The following is a 21,352-nucleotide window of genomic DNA, read 5'->3' on the forward strand; positions in this document are numbered from 1 at the left end:
CGGGTGACTTCCCGGAATCCCCAGTCCGCCGAGGCCCGCCGACAGCTCATCGAGCACATCTCGAACGAGGCGGTGTTCCACGGCGACTTCACGCTGACGAGCGGCAAGCAGGCCTCGTACTACGTCGACCTGCGCAAGGTGAGCCTCGACCACCGCGTCGCGCCGCTCATCGGCCAGGTCATGCTCGACCTCATCGCCGAGGTTCCGGATGTCGCGGCGGTCGGCGGCATGACGATGGGCGCCGACCCCATCGCGACGGCCGTCCTCCACCAGGGCGCCGCACGCGGCCTCGCGTACGACGCGTTCGTCGTCCGCAAGGAGCCCAAGGACCACGGTCGCGGCAAGCAGGTCGAGGGGCCGGATGTCGCGGGCAAGCGCGTCATCGTGCTGGAGGACACGTCGACCACGGGCGGATCGCCGCTGAAGGCCATCGAGGCGCTGCGCGCCGTCGGGGCCGAGGTCGCGGCCGTCGCCGTCGTCGTGGACCGCGACACCGGTGCGCGCGAGGTCATCGAAGCCGCGGGGGTGCCCTACCTCGCGGCCATCGGCTTGAAGGATCTGGGATTGTCATGACGGAACGCGACGGACGCTACGACGCGAACGGGTTCGACGACGACACCGACTGGCTGATGAGCCAGCTCGGCAGCGGTCGCCGGCCCGATCTGGAGGGCCGCCGGGCCCCGGAGCTCCCCGTCGCACCGCCCGCTCCCGAGCCCCCGCTCGTCGAGCCCGCACCGCAGTCGCGTCCGCGCCGCCGCAGCGAGGAGTCGCTCGACTGGTTCTCCGTCGCCGAGCCCGCCGCGTCCGATGAGGCGCCGACCCGAGCGCTTCCCGTCGTCGGCGAGCCCCTCGAGCGCAGCCCCCAGGGCGATGCGCCGGCACCGCCGCCCGCCTCGACCCAGCCGGCGTGGAGCCAGCCCGCCTGGAATCCCCCGGCGTGGAGCAACGCTCCCGTCGACGCGCCGCGGATCCCCGAGCCGCCCGCCGACCCCCGGCTCGACTCGGTCGAGCCACCCGCGGGAATCGTGCCGCCGGCCTTCGCCGGCGCGCCCGCCGAGCCGCAGACGCCGCCGGGTCCCGTGACTCCGCCGGCGAACTTCGCGTTGACGTGGGGAGAGGCGGAGCACCAGCCGCCGATGGACACCGAGGCCGGCCTTCGCGCCGCCTTCGCGCGGCTGGCCGATCCGTCGAGCATGCCGCCGCGGGTGCGCGATCAGGAGCAGGGATACGAGCCGGAGCAGCAGTTCGAGCCGGAGCAGCAGTTCGACCAGGCGCAACAGTTCGACCAGACGCAGCGGTTCGACGCGCAGCCGTTCGCCGACGCGGAGCCTGAGCAGGCCGTCGAGCAGGCGGACGGCGAGTCGCCGTTCGCGGGGTTCACGCCGCCGCCGGTCGCTCGCCGATCGTTCACGCCCGTGTCGCCGGGCACGGGAGCGGGGCCGTCCGACGACTTCGCCGACGAGCTCTGGTCGGCGCTGCACGAGGAGGAGCCCGCTCCGGCGTCGCACGGAGCCTCCGGTGACGCGTACGCCGACCAGGGCGCGTACGCCGGTCCGGCCGCCTACGGCGAGCAGGACGCGTACGGCGAGCAGGAGGGGTACGGCGAGCAGGAGGGGTACGGCGAGCAGCAGGGGTACGCCGAGCAGGACGTCTACGCCGCGCAGGACGCGTACGCCGAATCGGGCGTCTACGCCGCGCGGGCGTACGACGGGCCGGCCCCCTACGACGCCCGCGGCGGCGACGGTTCGCCCGGATGGGAGCGGGGCGGCGACGACGAGCAGGCCTCCGACCGGGACGGCTACGACCGGGGCGGCTACGACCGGGACGGCTACGACCGCGGGAGGTACGACCAGGGCGGGTACGACCGAGGCGGGTACGACCAGGGCGGGTACGACCAGGGCGGGTACGACCGCGACGGGGACGGGCGCGCCAGCTATGACGGCGCAGGGTACGACGGCGCCGACGGCGCCGACGGGGAGGATCGCGGGTACGACCGAGGCGCCGGCCCCGACGCCGGGTACGGCCACGGCGACGACGCCGACGGGCTCCAGCGGGCGTTCGGCGCCGGTGCGTTCGCCGCCGCATTCGACCACCGGGCCGGTGACGGGTCGGGATTCGGACCGGAGGCGTACGCGGACACCGGCGACTACGGCGACGACCGGTTCGGCGCGCAGGCCGAGGTGTCCGCGCACGACGACGGATACGACCTGCGCGAGCTCTGGCGCGACGAGACCGACGGGGCGGACGACCCCTGGTCCGACGAGGCGACGGACTGGCGCGCGGACGTCGGGCAGCCGGCAGCCGAGCAGGACGACGTGCGCTGGTACGCCGACGACCTCGCCGACCGGCGACGCGACCCCGGCGCCGCCGCGCCGGCGATCGACGACGCGGGCGGCGCGGCGCCGTGGGAGGCCGACGAGTCCCCGCGCGCTCGCGAGTTCGCCCAGGCGGGCTACCTCTGGAACCTGACGCCGGACCCCGCGGGCCGGGATCCGAAGGTGCCGAGCGACGAGACCGACGACGACGCGGAACCGGGACCCCGTCGCGGTGCGGCAGCCGCCGGTGCGGCAGCCGCGGGTGCGGCCGCCGCCGGCGCGGCGTTCGCGGGCCGGCCCGCCGCCGATCCGGACGACCCCTTCGGTCTCGGCGCAGCCGACGACCGCGGGTACGACGACCGCCTCCACGATGACCGCGCGCCCGACGACGACCGATTCCGCGACGAGCAGGCCGTCGTGGACGACGCGCCTGCGTACGGATGGGATGACCGGGGGGTCGACGAGCGCACGACCGAGCGTCCGTCCCGCGGCGCCCAGGAGCCGCACGGCGACGACGGCCTCGCCGCGCTCTTCGGCGGCGCCGGCTTCGGCGCGACCGGCCCGATGTCGGTGGTCGACGCGAACGCGGCCGCAGCCGACCTCGACCGGTCGCCGACCCGCGCGGCGGACTTCGGCTTCGTCTCCGGGCGCGGCACCGACGATCCCTTCGCGGGCTGGAACGACGACCGGGGAGACGCCCGCGCGGCGCAGCCGCGCGGCGGGTCCGGCGGTCCCGGTGCGGCGACCGGCGCGCGCGCCGACGACGAGGGCCGCGACCGGTCGCCCGTCAAGATCCTGACCTGGGTGGCCGGCGGCCTCGCGCTCGTGGTGCTCGTCGTCGCCGTGGTGACGTTCGGCATGCGCTTCCTCGCACCGAGCGACGCCGGCACCGCCGCACCGGTCGCGACCGACGAGCCGGTGGCCGCTCCGACCGCACCGCAGCCGGCCGGCGTCCACTCGTGGCAGGCCCTGTTCGGCACCGAATGCCTCGAGCCCTTCGAGGACGCGTGGGCCGAGGAGTTCACGGTCGTCGACTGTGCGACGCCGCACACCGCCCAGCTCGCCTACCGCGGCACGTTCGCGGGCGACGAGGCGGCCGAGTTCCCCGGCGAGGAGGCGCTCGCCGCGCAGTCGCAGGAACGCTGCGCCGCCGAGGGGATCATCGACCCGGCCGCCGCGGCCGGCGTCGGCGAGCTGCAGATGCTGACCGCCTTCCCGGTGACCGCCGAGCAGTGGGACGCCGGCCAGCGGAGCTACTACTGCTTCGTCGAGCAGGTGAGCGGCGAGCCGCTCACGGCGAGCCTCGCCGGGGCGGGACCCGCCGCGCAGTGAGCGGGCTCGTCGTCTTCGGGTCGGTCAACGTCGATGCGACGAGCTACGTCGACGCGTTCCCCGCGCCCGGCGAGACGATCCACTCGACCGGATACCGGGTCGCGCTCGGCGGCAAGGGCGCCAACCAGGCGATCGCGGCGCACCTGTGCGGAGCCGACGTCGCGCTCGTCGCGCGAGTGGGGGACGACCCGGCCGCCGAGGTCGCCCGCGAGGCGTTCGCCCGGTTCGGCCTGGCGACGGGGGCGGTGACGGCCGTTCCGGGCACGCCGACCGGCGTCGCCCAGATCACGGTCGCCGGCTCGGGCGAGAACGCGATCGTCGTGACCCCGGGTGCCAACGCCGCGTTCGGCGCCGAGACCGTCGCGGCGGAACGCGAGTGCGTCGCGGCGGCCGCCGTCGTGCTGACGCAGGGCGAGCTGCCCGTCCCCACGATCGAGGCGCTCGCCCGCGCCTGCGACGAGGCGGGCACCCGCTTCGTGCTGAACCTCGCCCCGCCGGTCGAGGTCCGGCCCGAGGCCGTCGCGCTCGCCGACCCGCTGGTCGTGAACGCCCACGAGGCGCGGGCGCTCGGGCTGGGTTCCGACCTGTCCGCCGATGCGTCGGTCGCCGCGTGGCGGGATGCCGCGGCATCCGTCGTCGGCACGCTCGCACGCTCGGTCGTCGTGACCCTGGGCGCGCGGGGTGCCGTCGCGGCCGACGCGGGCGGGGCGTGGAGCGTCGCTGCGCCCGAGGTCGAGGCGATCGACACGACCGGGGCCGGGGATGCCGCGACCGGCGCCCTGGCGGCGATGCTCGCCGAAGGGCGGAGCCTGCCCGACGCGGTCCGCGTGGCGGTCGCCGCCGGCGCGATCGCGGTCCAGGCCCGCGGCACCGTCGACTCGTATGCCGCGCGAGCGGAGATCCTGACCCTCGCCGACCGTCTGGAGTTCCGATGACCGTTCCCGTGATCGTCGACTGCGATCCCGGCCACGACGACGTGTTCGCCCTCTGGCTCGCGGCGGGCCACCCGGCCCTCGAGCTGCTCGCCGTGACCACCGTCGGAGGGAACGTGCCGCTCGAGCACACGAGCCGGAACGCGCGCGTCGCGCTGTCGGTCGCCGGCGTCGTCGACGTGCCCGTCGCGGCCGGCGCGGCCGGGCCGCTCGCGCGCGAACTCGCCACGGCGGAGTGGATCCACGGCGAGAACGGGCTCGGCGGACCCGAGCTGCCGGATCCCGACGCCGGCCCGTCGCCGGTGCCGCTCGACCCGCGCGGCGCGACCGAGCTCATCGCGGACACGCTCGCCGCGGCATCCGAGCCGGTGGCGATCATCGCGACCGGGCCGATCACGAACGTCGCCGTGCTGCTGCGCGACCGGCCCGAGCTCGCGCCGCGGATCCGCGAGGTCGTGTGGATGGGCGGCTCGACCGAGCGCGGGAACGCGACGCCGTACGCCGAGTTCAACGCGTGGGTCGATCCGGAGGCGCTCGACCTCGTGCTGCGCAGCGGCATCCGCTTCACCATGGTGGGGCTCAACGTCACGCACCGGGCGCTCGTCACGAGCCGCGTCCGCGAGCGCCTCGCCGCCATCGGCAACCGCACGTCCGGCTTCGGCGACGAACTGCTCGGGTTCTTCTGCCGCACGAACGACGAGGTGTTCGGCATGCCCGACGGCCCGCTGCACGACCCGGTCGCGGTCGCCGTGCTCGCCGACCCCGACGCCCTCGAGGTCGTGCACACGCGCCTCGACGTGGAGCTGACGGGTGCCGAGACGATCGGGGCGACGAGCGTCGACCTCGACGGCATGCTCGCCCGCGAGCCGAACGCCTTCGTCGCGGTCGGCCTCGACGTCGAGAGGTTCTGGACGGCCGTCGAGACCGCCCTGGCACGGTCGGCCTGAGGGGGCGCGCATGGACTGGACCTTCTGGATCGCCGGAATCGTCATCATCGTGCTCGTCGTCGTGACGCAGGTCTTCTTCCACGAGAGCCGGTGGTCGCGACGCCCGCGCGAGGACGAGCCGTTCGACGATGACGGGCGGCCCGACGACGGCCGGCCCGGCCGGGGCGACGACCCGGACGGCGGATCGCGCTGACCGCCCGCGCTGACCGCACGCGCGGCGCGGGCTACGCTCGTCGGATGACCTCCCGCGACGATGCGACCCGATCGGCGCGCGCCCAGCTGGCGGCGCTCGCGACCGACGACGGGCTGCGCGACCTCTGGCGGGACGCTCGCCCGCCGGTCGATCCCGAGGCGGCGCGCGCCGCCGCCGTGCTCGTGCTGTTCGGCGTGCTCGACGGCCTGCCGAGCGGCCACGAGGCGCAGGCGGCCGCGGTCTCGCGCGATCTCGACGTGCTGCTGCTCGCCCGCGCCGACACGCTGCGCTCGCACGCGGGCCAGATCGCGTTCCCCGGCGGGCGGCTCGAGCCGGGAGATGCCGACCTCGTCGCCGCCGCACTCCGCGAGGCGCGCGAGGAGACCGGCCTCGACCCGGCGGGCGTCGACGTGCTGGGTGAACTCGACCCCATCCCGCTCGCCTACTCGCGGCACCTCGTGACCCCGGTGCTCGGGTGGTGGACCCGGCCGAGCCCCGTGCGCGCGGTCGACGTCGCGGAGTCGTCGGCCGTCTTCCGGACGCCGGTCGCCGACCTGCTCGATCCCGGCAACCGGCGCACCACGGTCCTGCGCCGCGACGGCGAGGAGTGGCGCGGTCCGGGCTTCCTCGTCACGTCGGGCGGCGCCGACCGCCTGGTCTGGGGCTTCACCGCGATGGTGCTCGACGCGATGTTCGAGGCGCTCGCGTGGACCGAGCCATGGGACCGCGGGCGGGAGATCGACCTCGCGGCCTGAGCCCTGGAGCCCCGAGTCCTGAAGCCCCGCCCGCTACAGCTCGGTCTCGACCGGCTCCTTCGACACGAGCTCGAACACGCCGTCGAGGATCTCGTCGGGCCGGAACGGGTACTTCTCGATCTCGCGCCGGTCGCTGATGCCCGTGAGCACGAGCACGGTGTGCAGGCCCGCCTCGATGCCCGCGACGATGTCGGTGTCCATCCGGTCGCCGATCATCGCGGTGTGCTCGGAGTGCGCGCCGATCGTGTTCAGCGCCGACCGGAACATCATCGGGTTGGGCTTGCCGACCACGTAGGGCTCCTTCCCGGTCGCCTTGGTGATGAGCGCCGCGATCGCCCCGGTGGCCGGCAACGGGCCGTCGGCGCTCGGCCCCGTGGCATCCGGATTGGTCACGATGAACCGCGCGCCCGTCCCGATGAGGCGGATCGCCTTGGTGATCGCGTCGAACGAGTAGTTGCGGGTCTCGCCGACGACGACGAAGTCGGGGTTCGTCTCGGTCATGATGAAGCCGGCCTCGTGCAGCGCGGTCAGGATGCCGGCCTCGCCGATGACGAACGCCGAGCCGCCGGGCACCTGCTGCCTGAGGAAGTCGGCCGTCGCGAGCGCCGACGTCCAGATGCGCTCCTCGGGCACGTTGAGGCCCGACGCGCGCAGCCGCGCGGACAGGTCGCGGGCGGTGAAGATCGAGTTGTTGGTCAGCACGAGGTACGGCGTCCCCGCGTCCTCCCACTGCTGCAGCAGCTCGGCCGCGCCGGGGAGGGCGTGGTTCTCGTGCACCAGCACGCCGTCCATGTCGGTCAGCCAGGCCTCGACCTCTTCACGCTTGCCCATGCGCCAAGCCTAGGCGGCGCGTGTCACCGGGCGATGAACGGCGGATGCCGCGCGCGCGACGGGCGCTCACGACCGGGTGCGCGTGCCGGCCGCGTCATTGGTGGAGCAGGTCCTCCCAGTTCTCGGGCACGTTGCCGTTCGGCCCGGGGCACGACTGCCCCTCCGGGCGCCAGCGCGGCGGCGCGAGCGGGACGTGCTTCGCACCCCGCTCCGCGGCGTAGTCCCAGAACCACTCCTCGCCGGGCTCGAACGACGCGGCGACCGTGTGCCCCGTCTCCTCGGCGTGCCGGCGCGCATGCTGCCCGGGCGAGGCATCGCAGCATCCGACGTGACCGCACTCGACGCAGCGGCGCAGGTGCCACCACCAGCCGTCGTGCTCGAGGCATTCGACGCAGCCGGTGCCGGAGGGCGGCGGTGCCGGCGCCGGGGCGTCGAGTGTCGCGGCGTCGGGCGCCGGGGCGTCGGCCGCCCCGGGTTCGGTCGCGTCGGGCTTCGGGTTCACGCGTACACCTCCATCGCTGCGAGCGCTCGGTGCACCGAGGCGACCGCGCTCGATCCTTCGCCGACGGCCGCGGCGACTCGTTTCATCGAACCGCGGCGCACGTCGCCCGCGGCGAAGACGCGCGGCACCGAGGTCTCGAACGGCAGCGGCATCCGCCCCGCCGCCCGCCAGCCGTCGCCCAGCGCGAGCACGTCGGCACCGGTGTGCACGAAGCCGTCGTCGTCGCGCTCGAGGTCGCTCAGCCAGTCCGTCGCGGGCACCGCGCCGATGAAGCAGAACAGGGCACGGCACTCGACGGTCTCGTCGCCCGCACCGCTCAGGGTCACGCGCGCGAGCGCGTCGTCGCCGTGGAGCGCCGTGACCCGGGTGCCCGTGCGGACGTCGATGCGGTCGTCCTCCCGGATCCGGTCGACGAGGTAGCTCGACATGCGGTCGGCGAGGTCGCCCGAACGCACGACGAGCCGCACGCGGCATCCGCCCTGTGCCAGGGCCAGCGCCGCCTGGCCGGCCGAGTTCGCGCCCCCGACGACCACGACGTCGGAACCGGACGCCTGCCGGACCTCGAGCGCGGTCGCGGCGTGGTGGATCCCGGCGCCCTCGAACTCGTCCCACCGCTCGAGCGGCAATCCTCGGTAGGCCACGCCGGTCGTCACGACCACGGCGCGCGAGCGCACGACCGCACCGTCCGCGAGCAGCAGGCGGTGCACGCCGCCGTCGGCGTCGAGCCGCACAACGGGGCACGGCGCCGCGATGCGCACGCCGAACTTGAACGCCTGCAGCGATGCCTGCGAGGTCAGGGCGTCACCGCTCACCCCGAACGGGAATCCGAGGTAGTTCTCGATCCGCGACGTCGTCGCCGACTGCCCGCCGGGGGCGACGGCGTCGAGCAGCACCGTCCGCAGGCCCTCGGATGCGCCGTAGATCGCGGCGGCGAGCCCGGCCGGACCGGCGCCGACCACCGCGAGGTCGAACTCGGTGTCCTCCTCGGCCGCGTACGCGAGCCCGAGCATGTCGGCGATCTGCCCGGGTGCCGCGTTGCGGATGATCTCGCCCTGCACGATCGCGACCGGCAGGTCGTCGCGCGTGTAGCCGTGCGACCAGATGTCGTGGTCGAGGTTCGGGTCGTCGACGTCGATCCAGGTGTGCACGAGCTCGAGCCGCTCGGCGTAGCGCCGCAGGGCCAGCGACTCGGGGGAGCTCGAGCCGACGAGCTTCAGCGTCCACGCCGCCGGGCCGTTGCGGAGCATCTCGCGCCGGGCCCACAGCGTGCGCAGCATGAGGTCGCAGAGCTCGTCGTCGTCGGCCATCATCCTCTGGAGCGCGTCGTGGTCGATGCGGAGCACGCGGCCCGGCACGGTGACGCGCGCCGTGAGGAATGCGCGCTGCCCGTTCAGCAGGCCGAGCTCGCCGACGAAGGTCCGCGGGCCGAGCAGCGCGAGGCGGGTCTCCTCGGTCCACCACAACGCCTCGCGGACGACCTCGACCTCGCCGGACTCCACGAGGATCAGGTCGTACGACCGATCGCCCGCTCGGAAGAGGACGTCGCCCTCGGCGACGTCCTGCGGCACGCCGTAGCGTCTGAGGCGCTCCCATTGCGCATCAGTGAGTTCCGGGGTGATCTTCTCGCCGGCACCGCCCATCCCCCCATCCTCGCCGACGGCGGGGCGCAGCGGGAGAGGGCGACGCGAACTCCCGGCCGACACGCGGGCGGACGGTGGACGGGGCGGCGGGGTGGACGCCGGCGGACGGCAGGACGGCTCCCGCCCGCGATCGGTCAGTCGGTCACCCAGATGCCCGCCGCGGCGCCGAGCGGGATGGAGTGCACGACGCCGTCGAGCGAGACGCCGACGCCGGCGGGAGCCGCGGCATCCGTCACCCGGAGCTCGCGGCCCGGGCCGACGCCCGCGGCCTCGAGCTCGCGCAGCACCGCCGGGTCGCGGTCGCTGATCCGGATGACCCGGCCCACGTGCCCCGCCGGCGCCTCGTCGAGCCGCACCGACGGCTCGCTGACGAGCGTGCCGTCGGCGCGGGGGATCGCATCGCCGTGCGGGTCGCGCTCCGGCCGCCCCAGCCGTTCGTCGATCGCCTCGAGCAACCGGTCGGAGAGCGCGTGCTCGAGCACCTCGGCCTCGTCGTGCACCTCGTCCCAGGCATAGCCCATCTCGCGCACGAGCCACGTCTCGATGAGCCGATGACGGCGGACGACCGCGAGCGCCCGCGCCCGGCCGTCGTCGGTGAGGCGGATGGCGCCGTAGGGGACGTGCTGCACGAGGCCCTGCGCGGCCATCTTCTTCACCATCTCGGTGACGGAGGAGGGGGCGACGCCGAGCGCGGCGGCCAGCACGGAGGGCGTGATCGCGTCGGGCTGCCACTCGGTGTGCGCGTACACCGTCTTGAGGTAGTCCTCGATGGCGGGGCTCTGGGTCGTCGGCATCGCGCCCAGACTACCGGCGTCCGTTCGGCGGTCTCGGGCCGGGTGAGCGGGCAGTCGGGTCGTGCAGCGGGGCGGTCGGATGCCGCGGGGTTGACCCCGCCCCCGTTCGGGGGTAGCGTCGCTCGGGCACGGAAAGCGCTATCCCAACCGGACAGCTCAATCCCACCGACGGGCCCACCGCCCAGAGAAGGATTCGACGATGAATCTCGGACCCCATCCGTTCCGCGCAGCCCTGGCGGTCGCCGCCGCCGGGTGCCTGATCGCCGGCGTCGCGCAGAGCGCGACCGCCGCGCCGCCCGACGCCGGCCCGCCGGCGAGCGTCCCGCAGCTCGAGACCCTCGACCGCGGCCTCGTCGCCGTCTCGACCGACGAGGGCGTCTTCGTCTCCTGGCGCCTGCTCGGCTCCGAGGTCGCAGGCGCCACCGACACCGGCATGGCGGGCCCCGACTTCGCCGTCTACCGCGACGGCGAGAAGATCGCGACCGTCACCGACAGCACGAACCTCGTCGACGCGGAGGGCACGGCCACCGCCGAGTACGCCGTCGCGCCGATCGTGAACGGCGTCGAGCTCGAGGCGAGCGCCGCGACATCCGCCTGGTCCGACGGTCACCTCGACGTGCCGCTGCAGAAGCCCGCCGACGGCGTGACGCCCGGCGGCGTCATCCACGGCGAGGACGGAGAGGCGTACACGTACTCGGCCAACGACGCCACGGTCGCCGACGTCGACGGCGACGGCGCCTACGAGCTCCAGGTCAAGTGGGACCCGTCGAACTCGAAGGACGTCTCGCAGAAGGGCTACACCGGCACCGTCTACCTCGACACCTACGAGCTCGACGGCACGCTGCTGAACCGCATCGACCTCGGCGTGAACATCCGCGCCGGCGCGCACTACACGCAGTTCATGACCTACGACTTCGACGGCGACGGCCGCGCGGAGACCATGCTGAAGACCGCGCCCGGCACGAAGTCGATCACCTACGACGCCGACGGCTCGGTCGCCGCCGAGGCCTTCGTCACGATGCCCGAGGCGGATGTCGCGGCCGGCTACGCGCACGACGACGACTACCGCCTCAGCGCGGAGGACTACCGCGAGCACCTCGTCGAGCTGTTCCAGGGCTGGAGCGAGCACCCCGAGGTGGTCGCCGGCAACTGGCCCGCGACGCTCGAGGAGGCGTTCGGGATCCCCGTCGCGCACGACTACCCGCTCTCGGAGACGAGTGCGGAGGAGCTCGTCGACCACTTCATCGACGTCTACGCGCCGAGCCGCAGCAGCCGGAACGACCTCACCACCTTCGAGGGCTTCATCGTCGACGGGCCCGAGTACCTCACGGTCTTCGACGGCGCCACCGGCGAGGAGCTGCAGACGATCGCCTACAAGCCGGGTCGCGGCGACGACGGCCTCATGTGGGGCGACTACGCGATGAGTCGCATCGAGCCGGGCAACCGCGTCGACCGGTTCCTCGCCGGCGTCGCCTACCTCGACGGCGAGCACCCGTCGGCGGTCTTCGCGCGCGGCTACTACACGCGCACCACGATGGTCGCGTACGACTGGGACGGCGAGGCGCTCGAGGAGCGCTTCTTCGTCGATTCGGGCCACGCGCCCATGTCGAACCCGTTCAACGACTCGCCGCACGGCGTCGACGGCACCGACCCCGAGTACGGCGGCATCACGACGCAGGGCTTCCACTCGCTGAGCGCGGCCGACGTCGACGGCGACGGCAGGCACGAGATCGTCTACGGCGCCGCCACGATCGACGACGACGGCAGCGTGCTCTACAGCTCGTACGACGTGCTGCCCGAGGGCAGTGCCGCGCCCGGCACGCTGGCCCGGCTCGGCCACGGCGACGCCATGCACGTCACCGACATCGACCCGGCTCGCCCCGGCCAGGAGATCTGGACCGTGCACGAGGGCGGCGCGTGGGCGCCGTACGGCTCGGTCCTGCGCGACGCGGCGACCGGCGAGATCCTGTTCGGCTCGTACTCGGGCCGCGACACGGGTCGCGGCATGATCGGCGACGTGCGGGCGGATGTCGCGGGCACCGAGGTCTGGGCGAGCATGCCCGGCGGCAGCGACGGCAGCGGCCTGCTCAGCGCCGAGGGCGACCAGCTCGAGACGTCGACGCCCGGCACGAACCAGTCGATCCGCTGGGCGGCCGACCTCACGACGCAGATCGTGAACGGCAGCGGGAACGCGACGCCGACGATCGACGACTGGACTCGCGGCACGCTGCTCACCGCGGAGGGCACCCGCACGAACAACGGGACGAAGGGCAACCCCTCGCTCGTCGCCGACGTCTTCGGCGACTGGCGCGAGGAGCTCCTCGTCCGCACGGCGGACTCGACCGCGCTGCGGATCTACACGAGCACCGAGGTCACGGGGCACAAGCTCACGACCCTGATGCACGACGCGCAGTACCGCGCCGAGGTCGCCCGCCAGAACACGACGTACAACCAGCCGTCGTACACGTCGTACTCCCTCGCGAGCGACATGGACTTCGCCGCGGTGCCGGTGCTGACGGCCCCGGCGACGCCGGTCGGCCCGAAGTTCAAGGACCGCCCGGGCACCGACCACGACGAGGTGCAGATCCCGCACGACCCGGCCTTCGCCTACTTCCTCGACGGCGAGCTCGTCGAGAAGGGCAAGCTGGCGGCCGACGGTGAGCTCACGGTCGTGGCCGTGCCGAAGGCCTGGGTGTCGATCGCCGACGGTGCCGACACCGAGTGGACGGTCGCCTTCGACGACTGAGCCCGTGATGCGGTGACGGATGCCGCGTGCCGCGCCCCGCGGCATCCGTCACCGCCCGACGACCCCGCCCCGGGGGCGCGATCCGTGCCGCGCTCCCGGGGCGGTTCCATGCCGTGGGCTCAGGCGCCCGTGAACACCAGCCAGAGCAGCACGCCGTTGAGGGTGATCAGGAAGATCGACGCGCCGATGCCGGCGAGGGTCGTCGCCCAGTGGTTGCGCCACCGGCCAAGCACGGTGCCGCGCGCGGTGAGCGCCACGAGCGGGACGAGTGCGAACGGGATGCCGAACGAGAGCACGACCTGGCTGAGCACCAGCGAGAGCGTCGGATCGAACCCGAGCCAGAGGATGGCGAGCGCCGGCACGAGCGTGATGAGGCGTCGCGCGAGGAGCGGGATCCGCACGTGCAGCAGGCCGTGCATGATCTCGGCGCCCGCGTATGCGCCGACCGACGTCGAGGCGAGCCCGGAGGCGAGCAGGCCGACCGCGAAGAGCGTCGCGATCACCGGGCCGAGCGAGACCTCGAGCGCGGCGTAGGCGCCCTCGAGGCTGTCGGTGCCCTCGACGCCCGAGAGGTTGACGGCCGCGAGCAGCAGGATGCACAGGTTCACGGTGCCCGCGATCGCCATCGCGATCGAGACGTCCCAGCGGGTCGCGCGGACGAGGCGATCGGTCGGGAGTGCGGTGGCCGTGCCCGGCTCCCCGCCCCGTACGCGTCCGTCCGCCTCGCTGCCCTCGCGCATGATGAGCTGCGACAGGGCGCGGCGCAGCGCGCCCGCGCCGGGTCGGGCCGTCGGCGCCGTCCGCCGCGTCACGAAGCGGTCGCGGCTGAGCGCCGAGTGCGCGTAGATGGCGTGCGGCATGATCGTCGCGCCGAGGATGGACGCGGCGAGCAGCACCGAGTTGGCGTCCTCGAAACGCGGCACGAGGCCCGCCGCGAAGCCCGCCGGGTCGGGCGGGGCGATGAAGACGCCGACCGAGAACCCGACGGCGATGATGACGAGCAGCCCCATGATGACGAACTCGAACGTGCGGGGGCCGCGGCGGGACTGCAGCATGAGCAGCGCGATCGACACGGCGCCCGTGATGAGGCCGCCCCAGACGAGCGGGATGCCGAAGAGCAGGTTGAGGGCGACCGCGCCGCCGATCACCTCGGCGAGGTCGGTGGCCATCGCGACGAGCTCGGCCTGGAGCCAGTAGGCGCGTCGGCCCCAGCGGTTGCGCAGCCGCCGGCCGAGGACCTCGGGCAGGCTCTCGCCGGTGACGATGCCGAGCTTGGCGGAGAGGTACTGGATGAGCCAGGCCATGACGTTGCCGAGGACCACGACCCAGACGAGCAGGTAGCCGTACTGCGCGCCGGCGGTCATGTTGCTCGCGACGTTGCCGGGGTCGAGGTAGGCGACCCCCGCGACGAGCGCCGGGCCGATCAGCCACGCGAGGCGCGCGACGGAGGCCGGCGGTGTCGTCGGCGACGCAGTCGGTGCCGCCGTCGGCGGCGCGTCGGCGTTCGGGCTGGACGAGTCGACGTCGGTGTCGATCGGAGGTTTCGGCATGCCGAAATCATACCGAGATTTCGGCATCCCGAAAGACTGCGGCGAGCACCCCCGTTCGGGGCATTGCCGCGGCCGGGCGGAGGAGTACGTTGCACTCGTACGGCGACCGCCGCGCGCCCGCCGATCGGGCGCGATCCGAACCGAGGCCGTCAGGCGAATCGGAGGTGGCTGATGAAGCGAGCGGTCATCGGGTGCGTGGTCGCACTCGGACTCGTCGTCGGCGGCGGCGCGGGAGCGGCGTTCGCGGGCGAGTACAACGGAAAGGGTGAGCACCTGAAGGCGGGCGCGCACGTCGCGAACTCGGCATGCGCGTTCTCCGGCCGGGACCTGCCCGACGGCACGGGCGAGGGATTCGAGAACAACCCGTTCCCGTTCATGGACGACGACGCCGTGACCGGAGGCCACGTGCAGAGCTACGGCCAGTACGTCCGGGCCGGGCTCAAGAGCGAGTACCCGAGCCCCGGCGTGGCCTGCCGCGGCGGCGCAGAGGAGGAGTGACCCGTTCCGTTCCATGGCGCGCGCCCGGGTCCATGCTCCGGGCGCGCGTCGCCGCGTCCGGCGTCCGTTGCGCGGCGCGCGACGACTAGCGTGGTCGCGTGACCGATGAGCGAGCGGATGCCGCGGCCGACGCTGACGCGCATCCGGAACCGCAGCTGCCCCTCCACGGCGTCGGCCCCTGGCCCGGCGGTCGCGACGCCTGGCCCGACGACCCGCGATACGACCTCGAGCTGCTCGAGCACGGCGACCGCCGGAACGTCGTCGACCGCTACCGCTACTGGTCGCTCGAGGCGATCGTCGCCGACCTCGACACGCGGCGCCATCCGTTCCACGTCGCCATCGAGAACTGGCAGCACGACCTCAACATCGGCTCGATCGTGCGCACGGCGAACGCCTTCGCGGCCGAGACCGTGCACATCATCGGCCGGCGCCGGTGGAACCGTCGCGGCGCCATGGTCACCGACCGGTACCAGCACCTCATGCACCATCCCGACGTCGCCGACTTCACGGCGTGGGCGGATGCCGCGGGCCTCCCGATCGTCGCGGTGGACAACGTCGAGGGTTCCGAACCGGTCGACCTCGTGGACCTGCCCGAGCGCTGCGTGCTGCTCTTCGGCCAGGAGGGCCCCGGGCTGAGCGAGGAGGCGCTCGCGGCCGCGGACCGCGTGGTCGAGATCACGCAGTACGGGTCGACGCGCTCGATCAACGCGAGCGCCGCCGCCGCGATCGTCATGCACGAGTGGGCGCGGCGGCACGCGCGCCGCTGACGCGCGCCGCTGACGCCGACGCCGCCGGAGCACCCGGTTGGCCGGGCGGACAAGAGCGTCCTACGATCGGAGGATGGCCACCCGACTCGACCCTGCCGAGCGGCGCGAGCAGATCATCGCCGCGACGCTCCGCCTCGTCGCGCGCGACGGCTTCGCGCGCGTCACCCTGCGCGACGTCGCCGCAGAGGTGGGCGTCGTGCACGGGCTCATCCGCCACTACTTCGCCACGCGCGAGCAGCTCGTCGCCGCCGCGTTCGACGCGGCCGTGCTCGCCGAGGCCGCGGAGGACGAGGAGCTCGCCACCCGGCTCGAGCCGATCCCCGCGCTCGCCGACTGGCTCGCGACCACGCCGCGCGACCACTACTTCGTGTGGATCGACGCGTGGAGCGAGGCCCCCCGCAACGCCGAGCTGCATGCCTCGCTCACGCGCCACCACCGCGAGTCCGATGCGCGCCTCGCGGGCATCATCCGGCGCATCGTCGCCGCCGGCGACGGCTCGAGCGCCGACCCCGAGTCCGACGCCCGGGCCCTCACCGCCCTCATCGACGGCCTCGCCGTGCAGCACCACGCGCTCGGGCTCATCGACGAGGCCGGCGCGGACGAGATCGCCTTCCGCACCGCCGAGGCGCGGCTCGGCCTCGAGCCGGGCGTGCTCGTGCGGTCGCGCGCGACGCCCGAGCGGAGCCGCTGGGCCGTCACGCACTGACGTCGCCGTCGCGCGCGGCACCGGGCACCGGCGGTATCCCGTGCGTGCGTGTCGCGGCACCCGGCCGTTGCGTCGGGATGACACTGGACCCGTGCCGATCATCGACAACGCGGTCTACCGCGACGGGCGCCGCGTCGCGACGCCGGATTCGCTCGAGGAGACCTTCGAGACGCGCGAGCGCCACGGCGGCTTCGCCTGGATCGGCCTCTACCGGCCGACCGACGCGGAGCTCGACTCCGTCGCGACGGAGTTCGGCCTGCACCACCTCGCGGTCGAGGACGCGCGCAAGGGCCATCAGCGCCCGAAGGTCGAGCGCTACGGCCAGACGCTGTTCGCGGTCCTGAAGCCGGCCCGCTACCTCGACGACGTCGAGCAGGTGGAGTTCGGCGAGCTGCACGTGTTCGTCGGACCCGGCTTCGCGATCACGATCCGGCACGCGGAATCGCCCGACCTGGCTCGCGTGCGCAGCCGTCTCGAGGGCACGCCCGAGCTGCTCGCCCGCGGGCCGGAGGCCGTGCTCTACGCCGTGATCGACGAGGTCGTCGACGAGTACCAGCCGGTCGTGACCGGTCTCGAGAACGACATCGACGAGATCGAGCAGCAGCTCTTCGACGGCGACCCGGCGGTGACGCGCCGCATCTACGACCTCGCGGCCGAGGTGATGGACTTCCAGCGCGCGACGAAGCCGATCGTCGGCATCCTCGAGGCACTGGAGCGCGGATTCGAGAAGTACGGCGTCGACCTCGAACTGCAGCGCTACCTGCGCGACGCCGACGACCACGTGCTCCGCATCGTCGATCGTGGCGAGTCCTTCCGCCAGCTCCTGCAGAACGCGCTCGCCGTGCACTCGACGCTCGTCACGCAGCGCCAGAACGAGGAGATGCAGCGGCTCACCGAGACGAGCCTGAAGCAGAGCGAGGAGGTGAAGAAGATCTCCAGCTGGGCGGCGATCATCTTCGCGCCGACGCTCATCGCCTCGATCTACGGCATGAACTTCCGGTACATGCCCGAGCTCGTCTCGCCGTTCGGCTACCCGCTCGCGCTCATCGGCATGGCCGCGTTCGCGGCGGCGCTCTACATGATCTTCAAGCGGCGCAACTGGATGTAGGCGTAGCGTGGCTGCATGACCGAGATCACCGACGATCTTCCCGCCCGACTCCTGCACGAGGAGCACGCCGGATGGCGCGCCATCCTCGACGGCCACGGCGGCGAGCACTACGCCCGCGCCATGACCCGCGACGCGCTCATGATCGTCGAGGGTGCAGTCCTCGGGCGCAACGACGTGATCGCGGCCTTCCGCAGCGCGCCGCCCTGGGACGCGTACGAGATCCACGAACCCGCGATCGTGCGGCTCGGGGATCGCGCCGGCATCCTCGCCTACCGCGCCACGGCGCGTCGAGGCGACGAGATCGCCGACCTCCGGATGTCGACCACCTACCTCTACGACGACGGCGCGTGGCACGTGGCCGCGCACCAGCAGACGCCGGCGTAGCGGCATCCGTCACCGCGTCGGGCGCGCACGGCGCGGCCGATCGCCGCAGTGCCGGTCACCGCAGCACCGGTCACTGCAGCGCCGACGTCAAGCGCGCGATCCCGTCGAGGAACGTGCGTGACGCGGGCTCGCGCTCCCACTCCTCGAGCGTGAGCTCGCGGCCCAGCGTGCGGTACCTCTCCTCGATCTCGCGCATGCCGGCCACGAACGGTGCGCCGCGCACCAGCAGGCTGATCTCGAAGTTCAGCACGAACGAGCGGATGTCCATGTTGCTCGAGCCGATGACCGCGACGTCGTCATCGATCGACAGGTGCTTGGCGTGCAGGATGTACGGCCCCGGGTAGAGGAAGATCCGGACGCCCGCGCGCAGCAGCGCGGCGTAGTAGGACCGCTGCGCGTGCCACACCGAGCCCTGGTCGCCGATCTCGGACACGAACAGCTGCACCTCGAGCCCGCGCAGGCGCGCGGACGTGATCGCGTACATCATCGCCTCGTCGGGCACGAAGTACGGGCTCGTGATGATCACGCGCTCCTGCGCCGCGTGCACGAGCGCGAGGAAGAGCCGCAGGTTGTTCTCGAGCTCGTACGAGGGGCCGCTCGGCACGACCTGGCACGTGACCGCCTCGGCCGAGGCATCCATCGGCACCTCGGCCGCGGGGACGTGCTCGCTCGTCGAGAGGTCCTCGCCGCCCTCGGCGTACCAGTCCGACATGAAGACCGCGTTGATCGCGGCGACCGTCGGCCCCGTCATCCGCACCACGAGCTCCTGCCACATGAGCCCGCGCTTCTGGTTCTTGGGCGAGTCGTAGTCGCGCGAGATGAGGTTCTGCGAGCCGGTGTACGCGACGCGCCCGTCGACGACGACGAGCTTGCGGTGGTTGCGGAGGTCGGGTCGCTCGTACTCCCCGCGCCGCAGTTTCACGGGCAGCAGGTAGCGCCACTGCACGCCGATGCGGTCGAGCTCGGCGATCGTGGCCGCGTGCAGGCTCACGCGGCGGGATGCCACGTTGTCGAGGAGCAGCCGAACCGTCACGCCCCGCTGCACGGCGCGCTCCATCGCGGCGAAGAACCCGCGGGTCGTGTCGTCGAACGCGACGATGTAGAACTCCACGTGCACGAACCGCTCGGCGGAGTCGAGGTCGGCGGCCATCCGGTCGATCGACCCCTGGTAGTCGTCGATCAGCTCGAGCCGGTTGCCGTCGGAGGCCGGGAGCGCGCCGAGGTGCCGGTTCTGCTCGACGACCGTCGCGAACCAGGCCGGCCACTCCGGCCGGCTCGGCACGAGGTCGAGGCCCGCGGTGCGCCCGGCGATCTGCCGGTCGATCTCGAGCTGGCGGCCCCGGCGGCGCTTCGAGAGCTTCCAGTTGCCGATGAGGAGGTAGAGCAGGATGCCGATGAACGGGATCAGGAAGATCGCCAGCAGCCAGGCCATGGCGGCCGTCGGCTTGCGCTCGCGCGGGATGATGATGAGCGCGGTGATCCGGATCGCCCAGTCGACGAGGATCACCATGCCGCCGACCAGCGCGGTCCATTCGCCGCCGCTCATTCGCGCCCGCCCACCGGCGTCGACACGTCCTCGGTCATGGCACCCTCCCCGAATGGTCGCCTCCCCGCAGCCCGGAGCCGGTGCGTGCGGCCGATGCCCGAGTATGGCACCGCGCGGCGGGCCGTGTCAGCACCCCGGCTCGAGTGCCGCGGGCCGAGTGCCGCCGGGCCGAGTGCCGTTCTCAGGAACTCAGCGCCGATTCGTGCGTTTCTCAGGACGACACGCCGTCGCGTGCAGCGACACGCCGAATGACTCCTGAGAAACGAATGCGCGGGAGGCGCGTCAGTCGGTGCCGAGGTCGAAGGCGGCGGCCTCGTTCGCGGCATCCGTCGCGGCGTCGAGCGCGGTCTCGGCCTCGCCCGCGGCGATCTCGGCCGCCCGGCCGGCCGCGATCTCGCCGACGAGCTGCGCCGTCGCGCCGCCGACGATGCCCAGCGCGGCGTACTGCTCGAGGCGCGCACGCGAGTCGGCGATGTCGAGGTTGCGCATGGTCAGCTGGCCGATGCGGTCCTCGGGACCGAACGCCTGGTCGCCGACGCGCTCCATCGAGAGCTTGTCGGGGTGGTAGCTGAGGGCCGGGCCCGTCGTGTTCAGGATCGTGTAGTCGTCGCCGCGGCGCAGGCGCAGCGTCACCTCGCCCGTGACGGCCGAGCCGACCCAGCGCTGGATCGACTCGCGCAGCATGAGCGACTGCGGGTCGAGCCACCGGCCCTCGTACATGAGGCGCCCGAGTCGACGACCCTCGTTGTGGTAGTTCGCGACGGTGTCCTCGTTGTGCACGGCGTTGAGCAGCCGCTCGTACGTGATGTGCAGCAGCGCCATGCCCGGCGCCTCGTAGATGCCGCGCGACTTCGCCTCGATGATGCGGTTCTCGATCTGGTCGCTCATGCCGAGGCCGTGGCGGCCGCCGATCCGGTTCGCCTCGAGCACGAGCTCCACCGGGTCGTCGAACTCGACGCCGTTCAGGGCGACGGGGCGGCCCTGGTCGTAGCGGACCGAGACGTCCTCGGCCGCGATCGCGACCGACTCGTCCCAGAACCGGACGCCCATGATGGGCTCGACGATCATGACGCCCGCGTCGAGGTCCTCGAGCTTCTTCGCCTCGTGCGTGGCGCCCCAGATGTTCGCGTCGGTCGAGTACGCCTTCTCGACCGAGGCGCGGTAGGGCAGGTCGCGCGCCTGCATCCACTCGCTCATCTCCGTGCGGCCGCCGAGCTCGGTGACGAACGCGCTGTCGAGCCACGGCTTGTAGATGCGCAGGCGCGGGTTCGCCATCAGGCCGTAGCGGTAGAACCGCTCGATGTCGTTGCCCTTGTAGGTCGAGCCGTCGCCCCAGATGTCGACGCCGTCCTCCATCATCGCGCGGACGAGCATCGTGCCCGTGACCGCGCGGCCGAGCGGCGTCGTGTTGAAGTACGTCCTGCCGCCCGAGCGGATGTGGAACGCGCCGCACTGGAGGGCGACGAGGCCCTCCTCGACGAGCGCGGTCTTCACGTCGACGAGCCGGCTGATCTCGGCGCCGTACTCGAGCGCCCGGCCGGGGACGGCCTCGACGTCGGGCTCGTCGGGCTGGCCGAGGTCGGCGGTGTAGGTGCAGGGCACGGCGCCCTTCTCGCGCATCCAGGCGACCGCCACGGAGGTGTCGAGACCCCCGGAGAAGGCGATGCCGACGCGCTCGCCGACGGGAAGGCTCGAGAGGACTTTCGACATGCCGACAAGCCTACTTGCGCGCGTGCGCGCGCGACGACGCTCCGAACCGGAGAGGGCTATCCCTCGGACGGGGGTCGCCGATAGGCTCGCCGAATC

The 21,352-nt window shown here is 73.2% G+C and carries 19 protein-coding genes; 12 read left to right on the forward strand and 7 right to left on the reverse strand.

What is annotated here, in order from left to right:
• The first annotated feature begins 3 nt into the window (after nt 1–3).
• The 6 genes from pyrE to ACQ393_RS12705 are packed head-to-tail and all read left to right on the forward strand — an operon-like array spanning nt 4 to nt 6,474.
• Nucleotides 4–573: an orotate phosphoribosyltransferase gene (pyrE, locus tag ACQ393_RS12680; protein ID WP_430647206.1), complete on the forward strand. Its 570-nt coding sequence runs from the start codon at nt 4–6 to the stop codon at nt 571–573.
• The gene (locus ACQ393_RS12685) at nt 570–3,647 is read left to right on the forward strand and encodes a septum formation family protein (protein WP_430647207.1); all 3,078 of its coding nucleotides are present in this window, start codon (nt 570–572) and stop codon (nt 3,645–3,647) included. The genes pyrE and ACQ393_RS12685 overlap by 4 nt, the downstream gene beginning before the upstream one ends.
• Nucleotides 3,644–4,582, forward strand: a complete 939-nt coding sequence (locus ACQ393_RS12690) for a ribokinase (protein WP_430647208.1) — start codon at nt 3,644–3,646, stop codon at nt 4,580–4,582. Before ACQ393_RS12685 ends, ACQ393_RS12690 begins: the two co-directional genes overlap by 4 nt.
• Nucleotides 4,579–5,526 (forward strand): nucleoside hydrolase, encoded by a 948-nt coding sequence (locus tag ACQ393_RS12695; RefSeq protein ID WP_430647209.1) that lies wholly within the window; start codon nt 4,579–4,581, stop codon nt 5,524–5,526. Before ACQ393_RS12690 ends, ACQ393_RS12695 begins: the two co-directional genes overlap by 4 nt.
• Nucleotides 5,527–5,536: 10 nt before the next feature.
• Nucleotides 5,537–5,719 carry a hypothetical protein gene (locus ACQ393_RS12700; protein ID WP_430647210.1) on the forward strand — a complete coding sequence of 61 codons (183 nt, stop codon included), beginning with the start codon at nt 5,537–5,539 and terminating at the stop codon, nt 5,717–5,719.
• Between the two features lie 44 nt (nt 5,720–5,763).
• Nucleotides 5,764–6,474 (forward strand): NUDIX hydrolase, encoded by a 711-nt coding sequence (locus ACQ393_RS12705; RefSeq protein WP_430647211.1) that lies wholly within the window; start codon nt 5,764–5,766, stop codon nt 6,472–6,474.
• 33 nt (nt 6,475–6,507) lie between these two features.
• Here the strand turns inward: ACQ393_RS12705 and ACQ393_RS12710 are convergent, their stop codons facing one another.
• From ACQ393_RS12710 to ACQ393_RS12725, 4 genes are all read right to left on the reverse strand, one after another.
• Entirely contained in the window at nt 6,508–7,305 is a 798-nt protein-coding gene (locus ACQ393_RS12710; protein ID WP_430647212.1) for an HAD-IIA family hydrolase, read from the reverse strand.
• A 94-nt stretch (nt 7,306–7,399) separates the two neighbouring features.
• A complete protein-coding gene (locus ACQ393_RS12715; protein WP_430647213.1) occupies nt 7,400–7,807 on the reverse strand; it encodes a UBP-type zinc finger domain-containing protein in 408 nt (135 codons plus the stop codon).
• Complete coding sequence (locus tag ACQ393_RS12720) at nt 7,804–9,447, reverse strand: FAD-dependent oxidoreductase (RefSeq protein ID WP_430647214.1); 1,644 nt, start codon at nt 9,445–9,447, stop codon at nt 7,804–7,806. Before ACQ393_RS12720 ends, ACQ393_RS12715 begins: the two co-directional genes overlap by 4 nt.
• A gap of 134 nt (nt 9,448–9,581) precedes the next feature.
• A complete protein-coding gene (locus ACQ393_RS12725; RefSeq protein WP_430647215.1) occupies nt 9,582–10,241 on the reverse strand; it encodes a metal-dependent transcriptional regulator in 660 nt (219 codons plus the stop codon).
• A 199-nt stretch (nt 10,242–10,440) separates the two neighbouring features.
• On the opposite strand from ACQ393_RS12725, the gene ACQ393_RS12730 reads away from it, so the two are divergent.
• Nucleotides 10,441–12,987, forward strand: coding sequence for a rhamnogalacturonan lyase (locus ACQ393_RS12730; RefSeq protein WP_430647216.1), 2,547 nt, complete (start codon nt 10,441–10,443; stop codon nt 12,985–12,987).
• A 119-nt stretch (nt 12,988–13,106) separates the two neighbouring features.
• On the opposite strand, the gene ACQ393_RS12735 is transcribed toward ACQ393_RS12730, so the two are convergent.
• Nucleotides 13,107–14,537 carry an Nramp family divalent metal transporter gene (locus ACQ393_RS12735; RefSeq protein WP_430647217.1) on the reverse strand — a complete coding sequence of 477 codons (1,431 nt, stop codon included), beginning with the start codon at nt 14,535–14,537 and terminating at the stop codon, nt 13,107–13,109.
• A gap of 171 nt (nt 14,538–14,708) precedes the next feature.
• Between ACQ393_RS12735 and ACQ393_RS12740 the strand changes: the two genes are divergently transcribed.
• The 5 genes from ACQ393_RS12740 (at nt 14,709) to ACQ393_RS12760 (ending at nt 18,000) form a co-directional block, all read left to right on the forward strand.
• Nucleotides 14,709–15,035, forward strand: coding sequence for a hypothetical protein (locus ACQ393_RS12740; RefSeq protein ID WP_430647218.1), 327 nt, complete (start codon nt 14,709–14,711; stop codon nt 15,033–15,035).
• Nucleotides 15,036–15,133: 98 nt separating this feature from the next.
• Nucleotides 15,134–15,802 (forward strand): TrmH family RNA methyltransferase, encoded by a 669-nt coding sequence (locus tag ACQ393_RS12745; protein WP_430647219.1) that lies wholly within the window; start codon nt 15,134–15,136, stop codon nt 15,800–15,802.
• Nucleotides 15,803–15,875: 73 nt separating this feature from the next.
• Complete coding sequence (locus ACQ393_RS12750; protein WP_430647220.1) at nt 15,876–16,508, forward strand: TetR/AcrR family transcriptional regulator; 633 nt, start codon at nt 15,876–15,878, stop codon at nt 16,506–16,508.
• 91 nt (nt 16,509–16,599) lie between these two features.
• Nucleotides 16,600–17,616, forward strand: coding sequence for a magnesium and cobalt transport protein CorA (locus tag ACQ393_RS12755; RefSeq protein ID WP_430647221.1), 1,017 nt, complete (start codon nt 16,600–16,602; stop codon nt 17,614–17,616).
• A 15-nt stretch (nt 17,617–17,631) separates the two neighbouring features.
• Nucleotides 17,632–18,000: a nuclear transport factor 2 family protein gene (locus ACQ393_RS12760; protein WP_430647222.1), complete on the forward strand. Its 369-nt coding sequence runs from the start codon at nt 17,632–17,634 to the stop codon at nt 17,998–18,000.
• Nucleotides 18,001–18,070: 70 nt separating this feature from the next.
• Here the strand turns inward: ACQ393_RS12760 and cls are convergent, their stop codons facing one another.
• Nucleotides 18,071–19,546, reverse strand: coding sequence for a cardiolipin synthase (gene cls / locus ACQ393_RS12765; protein ID WP_430647223.1), 1,476 nt, complete (start codon nt 19,544–19,546; stop codon nt 18,071–18,073).
• A 282-nt stretch (nt 19,547–19,828) separates the two neighbouring features.
• Nucleotides 19,829–21,256, reverse strand: coding sequence for an argininosuccinate synthase (gene argG / locus ACQ393_RS12770; RefSeq protein ID WP_430647224.1), 1,428 nt, complete (start codon nt 21,254–21,256; stop codon nt 19,829–19,831).
• Between the last annotated feature and the right edge of the window lie 96 nt (nt 21,257–21,352).

Source organism: Agromyces sp. GXS1127 (assembly GCF_050565425.1).
Lineage (GTDB): Bacteria > Actinomycetota > Actinomycetes > Actinomycetales > Microbacteriaceae > Agromyces.

What these genes read in the sequence shown, in the direction of transcription:
- ACQ393_RS12685 (WP_430647207.1), top strand. Translation starts at nt 570, where the DNA reads ATGACGGAACGCGACGGACGCTACGACGCGAACGGGTTCGACGACGAC.
- ACQ393_RS12695 (WP_430647209.1), top strand. Translation starts at nt 4,579, where the DNA reads ATGACCGTTCCCGTGATCGTCGACTGCGATCCCGGCCACGACGACGTG.
- ACQ393_RS12700 (WP_430647210.1), top strand. Translation starts at nt 5,537, where the DNA reads ATGGACTGGACCTTCTGGATCGCCGGAATCGTCATCATCGTGCTCGTC.
- ACQ393_RS12705 (WP_430647211.1), top strand. Translation starts at nt 5,764, where the DNA reads ATGACCTCCCGCGACGATGCGACCCGATCGGCGCGCGCCCAGCTGGCG.
- ACQ393_RS12710 (WP_430647212.1), bottom strand. Translation starts at nt 7,305, where the DNA reads ATGGGCAAGCGTGAAGAGGTCGAGGCCTGGCTGACCGACATGGACGGC.
- ACQ393_RS12720 (WP_430647214.1), bottom strand. Translation starts at nt 9,447, where the DNA reads ATGGGCGGTGCCGGCGAGAAGATCACCCCGGAACTCACTGATGCGCAA.
- ACQ393_RS12725 (WP_430647215.1), bottom strand. Translation starts at nt 10,241, where the DNA reads ATGCCGACGACCCAGAGCCCCGCCATCGAGGACTACCTCAAGACGGTG.
- ACQ393_RS12730 (WP_430647216.1), top strand. Translation starts at nt 10,441, where the DNA reads ATGAATCTCGGACCCCATCCGTTCCGCGCAGCCCTGGCGGTCGCCGCC.
- ACQ393_RS12735 (WP_430647217.1), bottom strand. Translation starts at nt 14,537, where the DNA reads ATGCCGAAACCTCCGATCGACACCGACGTCGACTCGTCCAGCCCGAAC.
- ACQ393_RS12740 (WP_430647218.1), top strand. Translation starts at nt 14,709, where the DNA reads ATGAAGCGAGCGGTCATCGGGTGCGTGGTCGCACTCGGACTCGTCGTC.
- ACQ393_RS12750 (WP_430647220.1), top strand. Translation starts at nt 15,876, where the DNA reads ATGGCCACCCGACTCGACCCTGCCGAGCGGCGCGAGCAGATCATCGCC.
- ACQ393_RS12760 (WP_430647222.1), top strand. Translation starts at nt 17,632, where the DNA reads ATGACCGAGATCACCGACGATCTTCCCGCCCGACTCCTGCACGAGGAG.
- cls (WP_430647223.1), bottom strand. Translation starts at nt 19,546, where the DNA reads ATGAGCGGCGGCGAATGGACCGCGCTGGTCGGCGGCATGGTGATCCTC.
- argG (WP_430647224.1), bottom strand. Translation starts at nt 21,256, where the DNA reads ATGTCGAAAGTCCTCTCGAGCCTTCCCGTCGGCGAGCGCGTCGGCATC.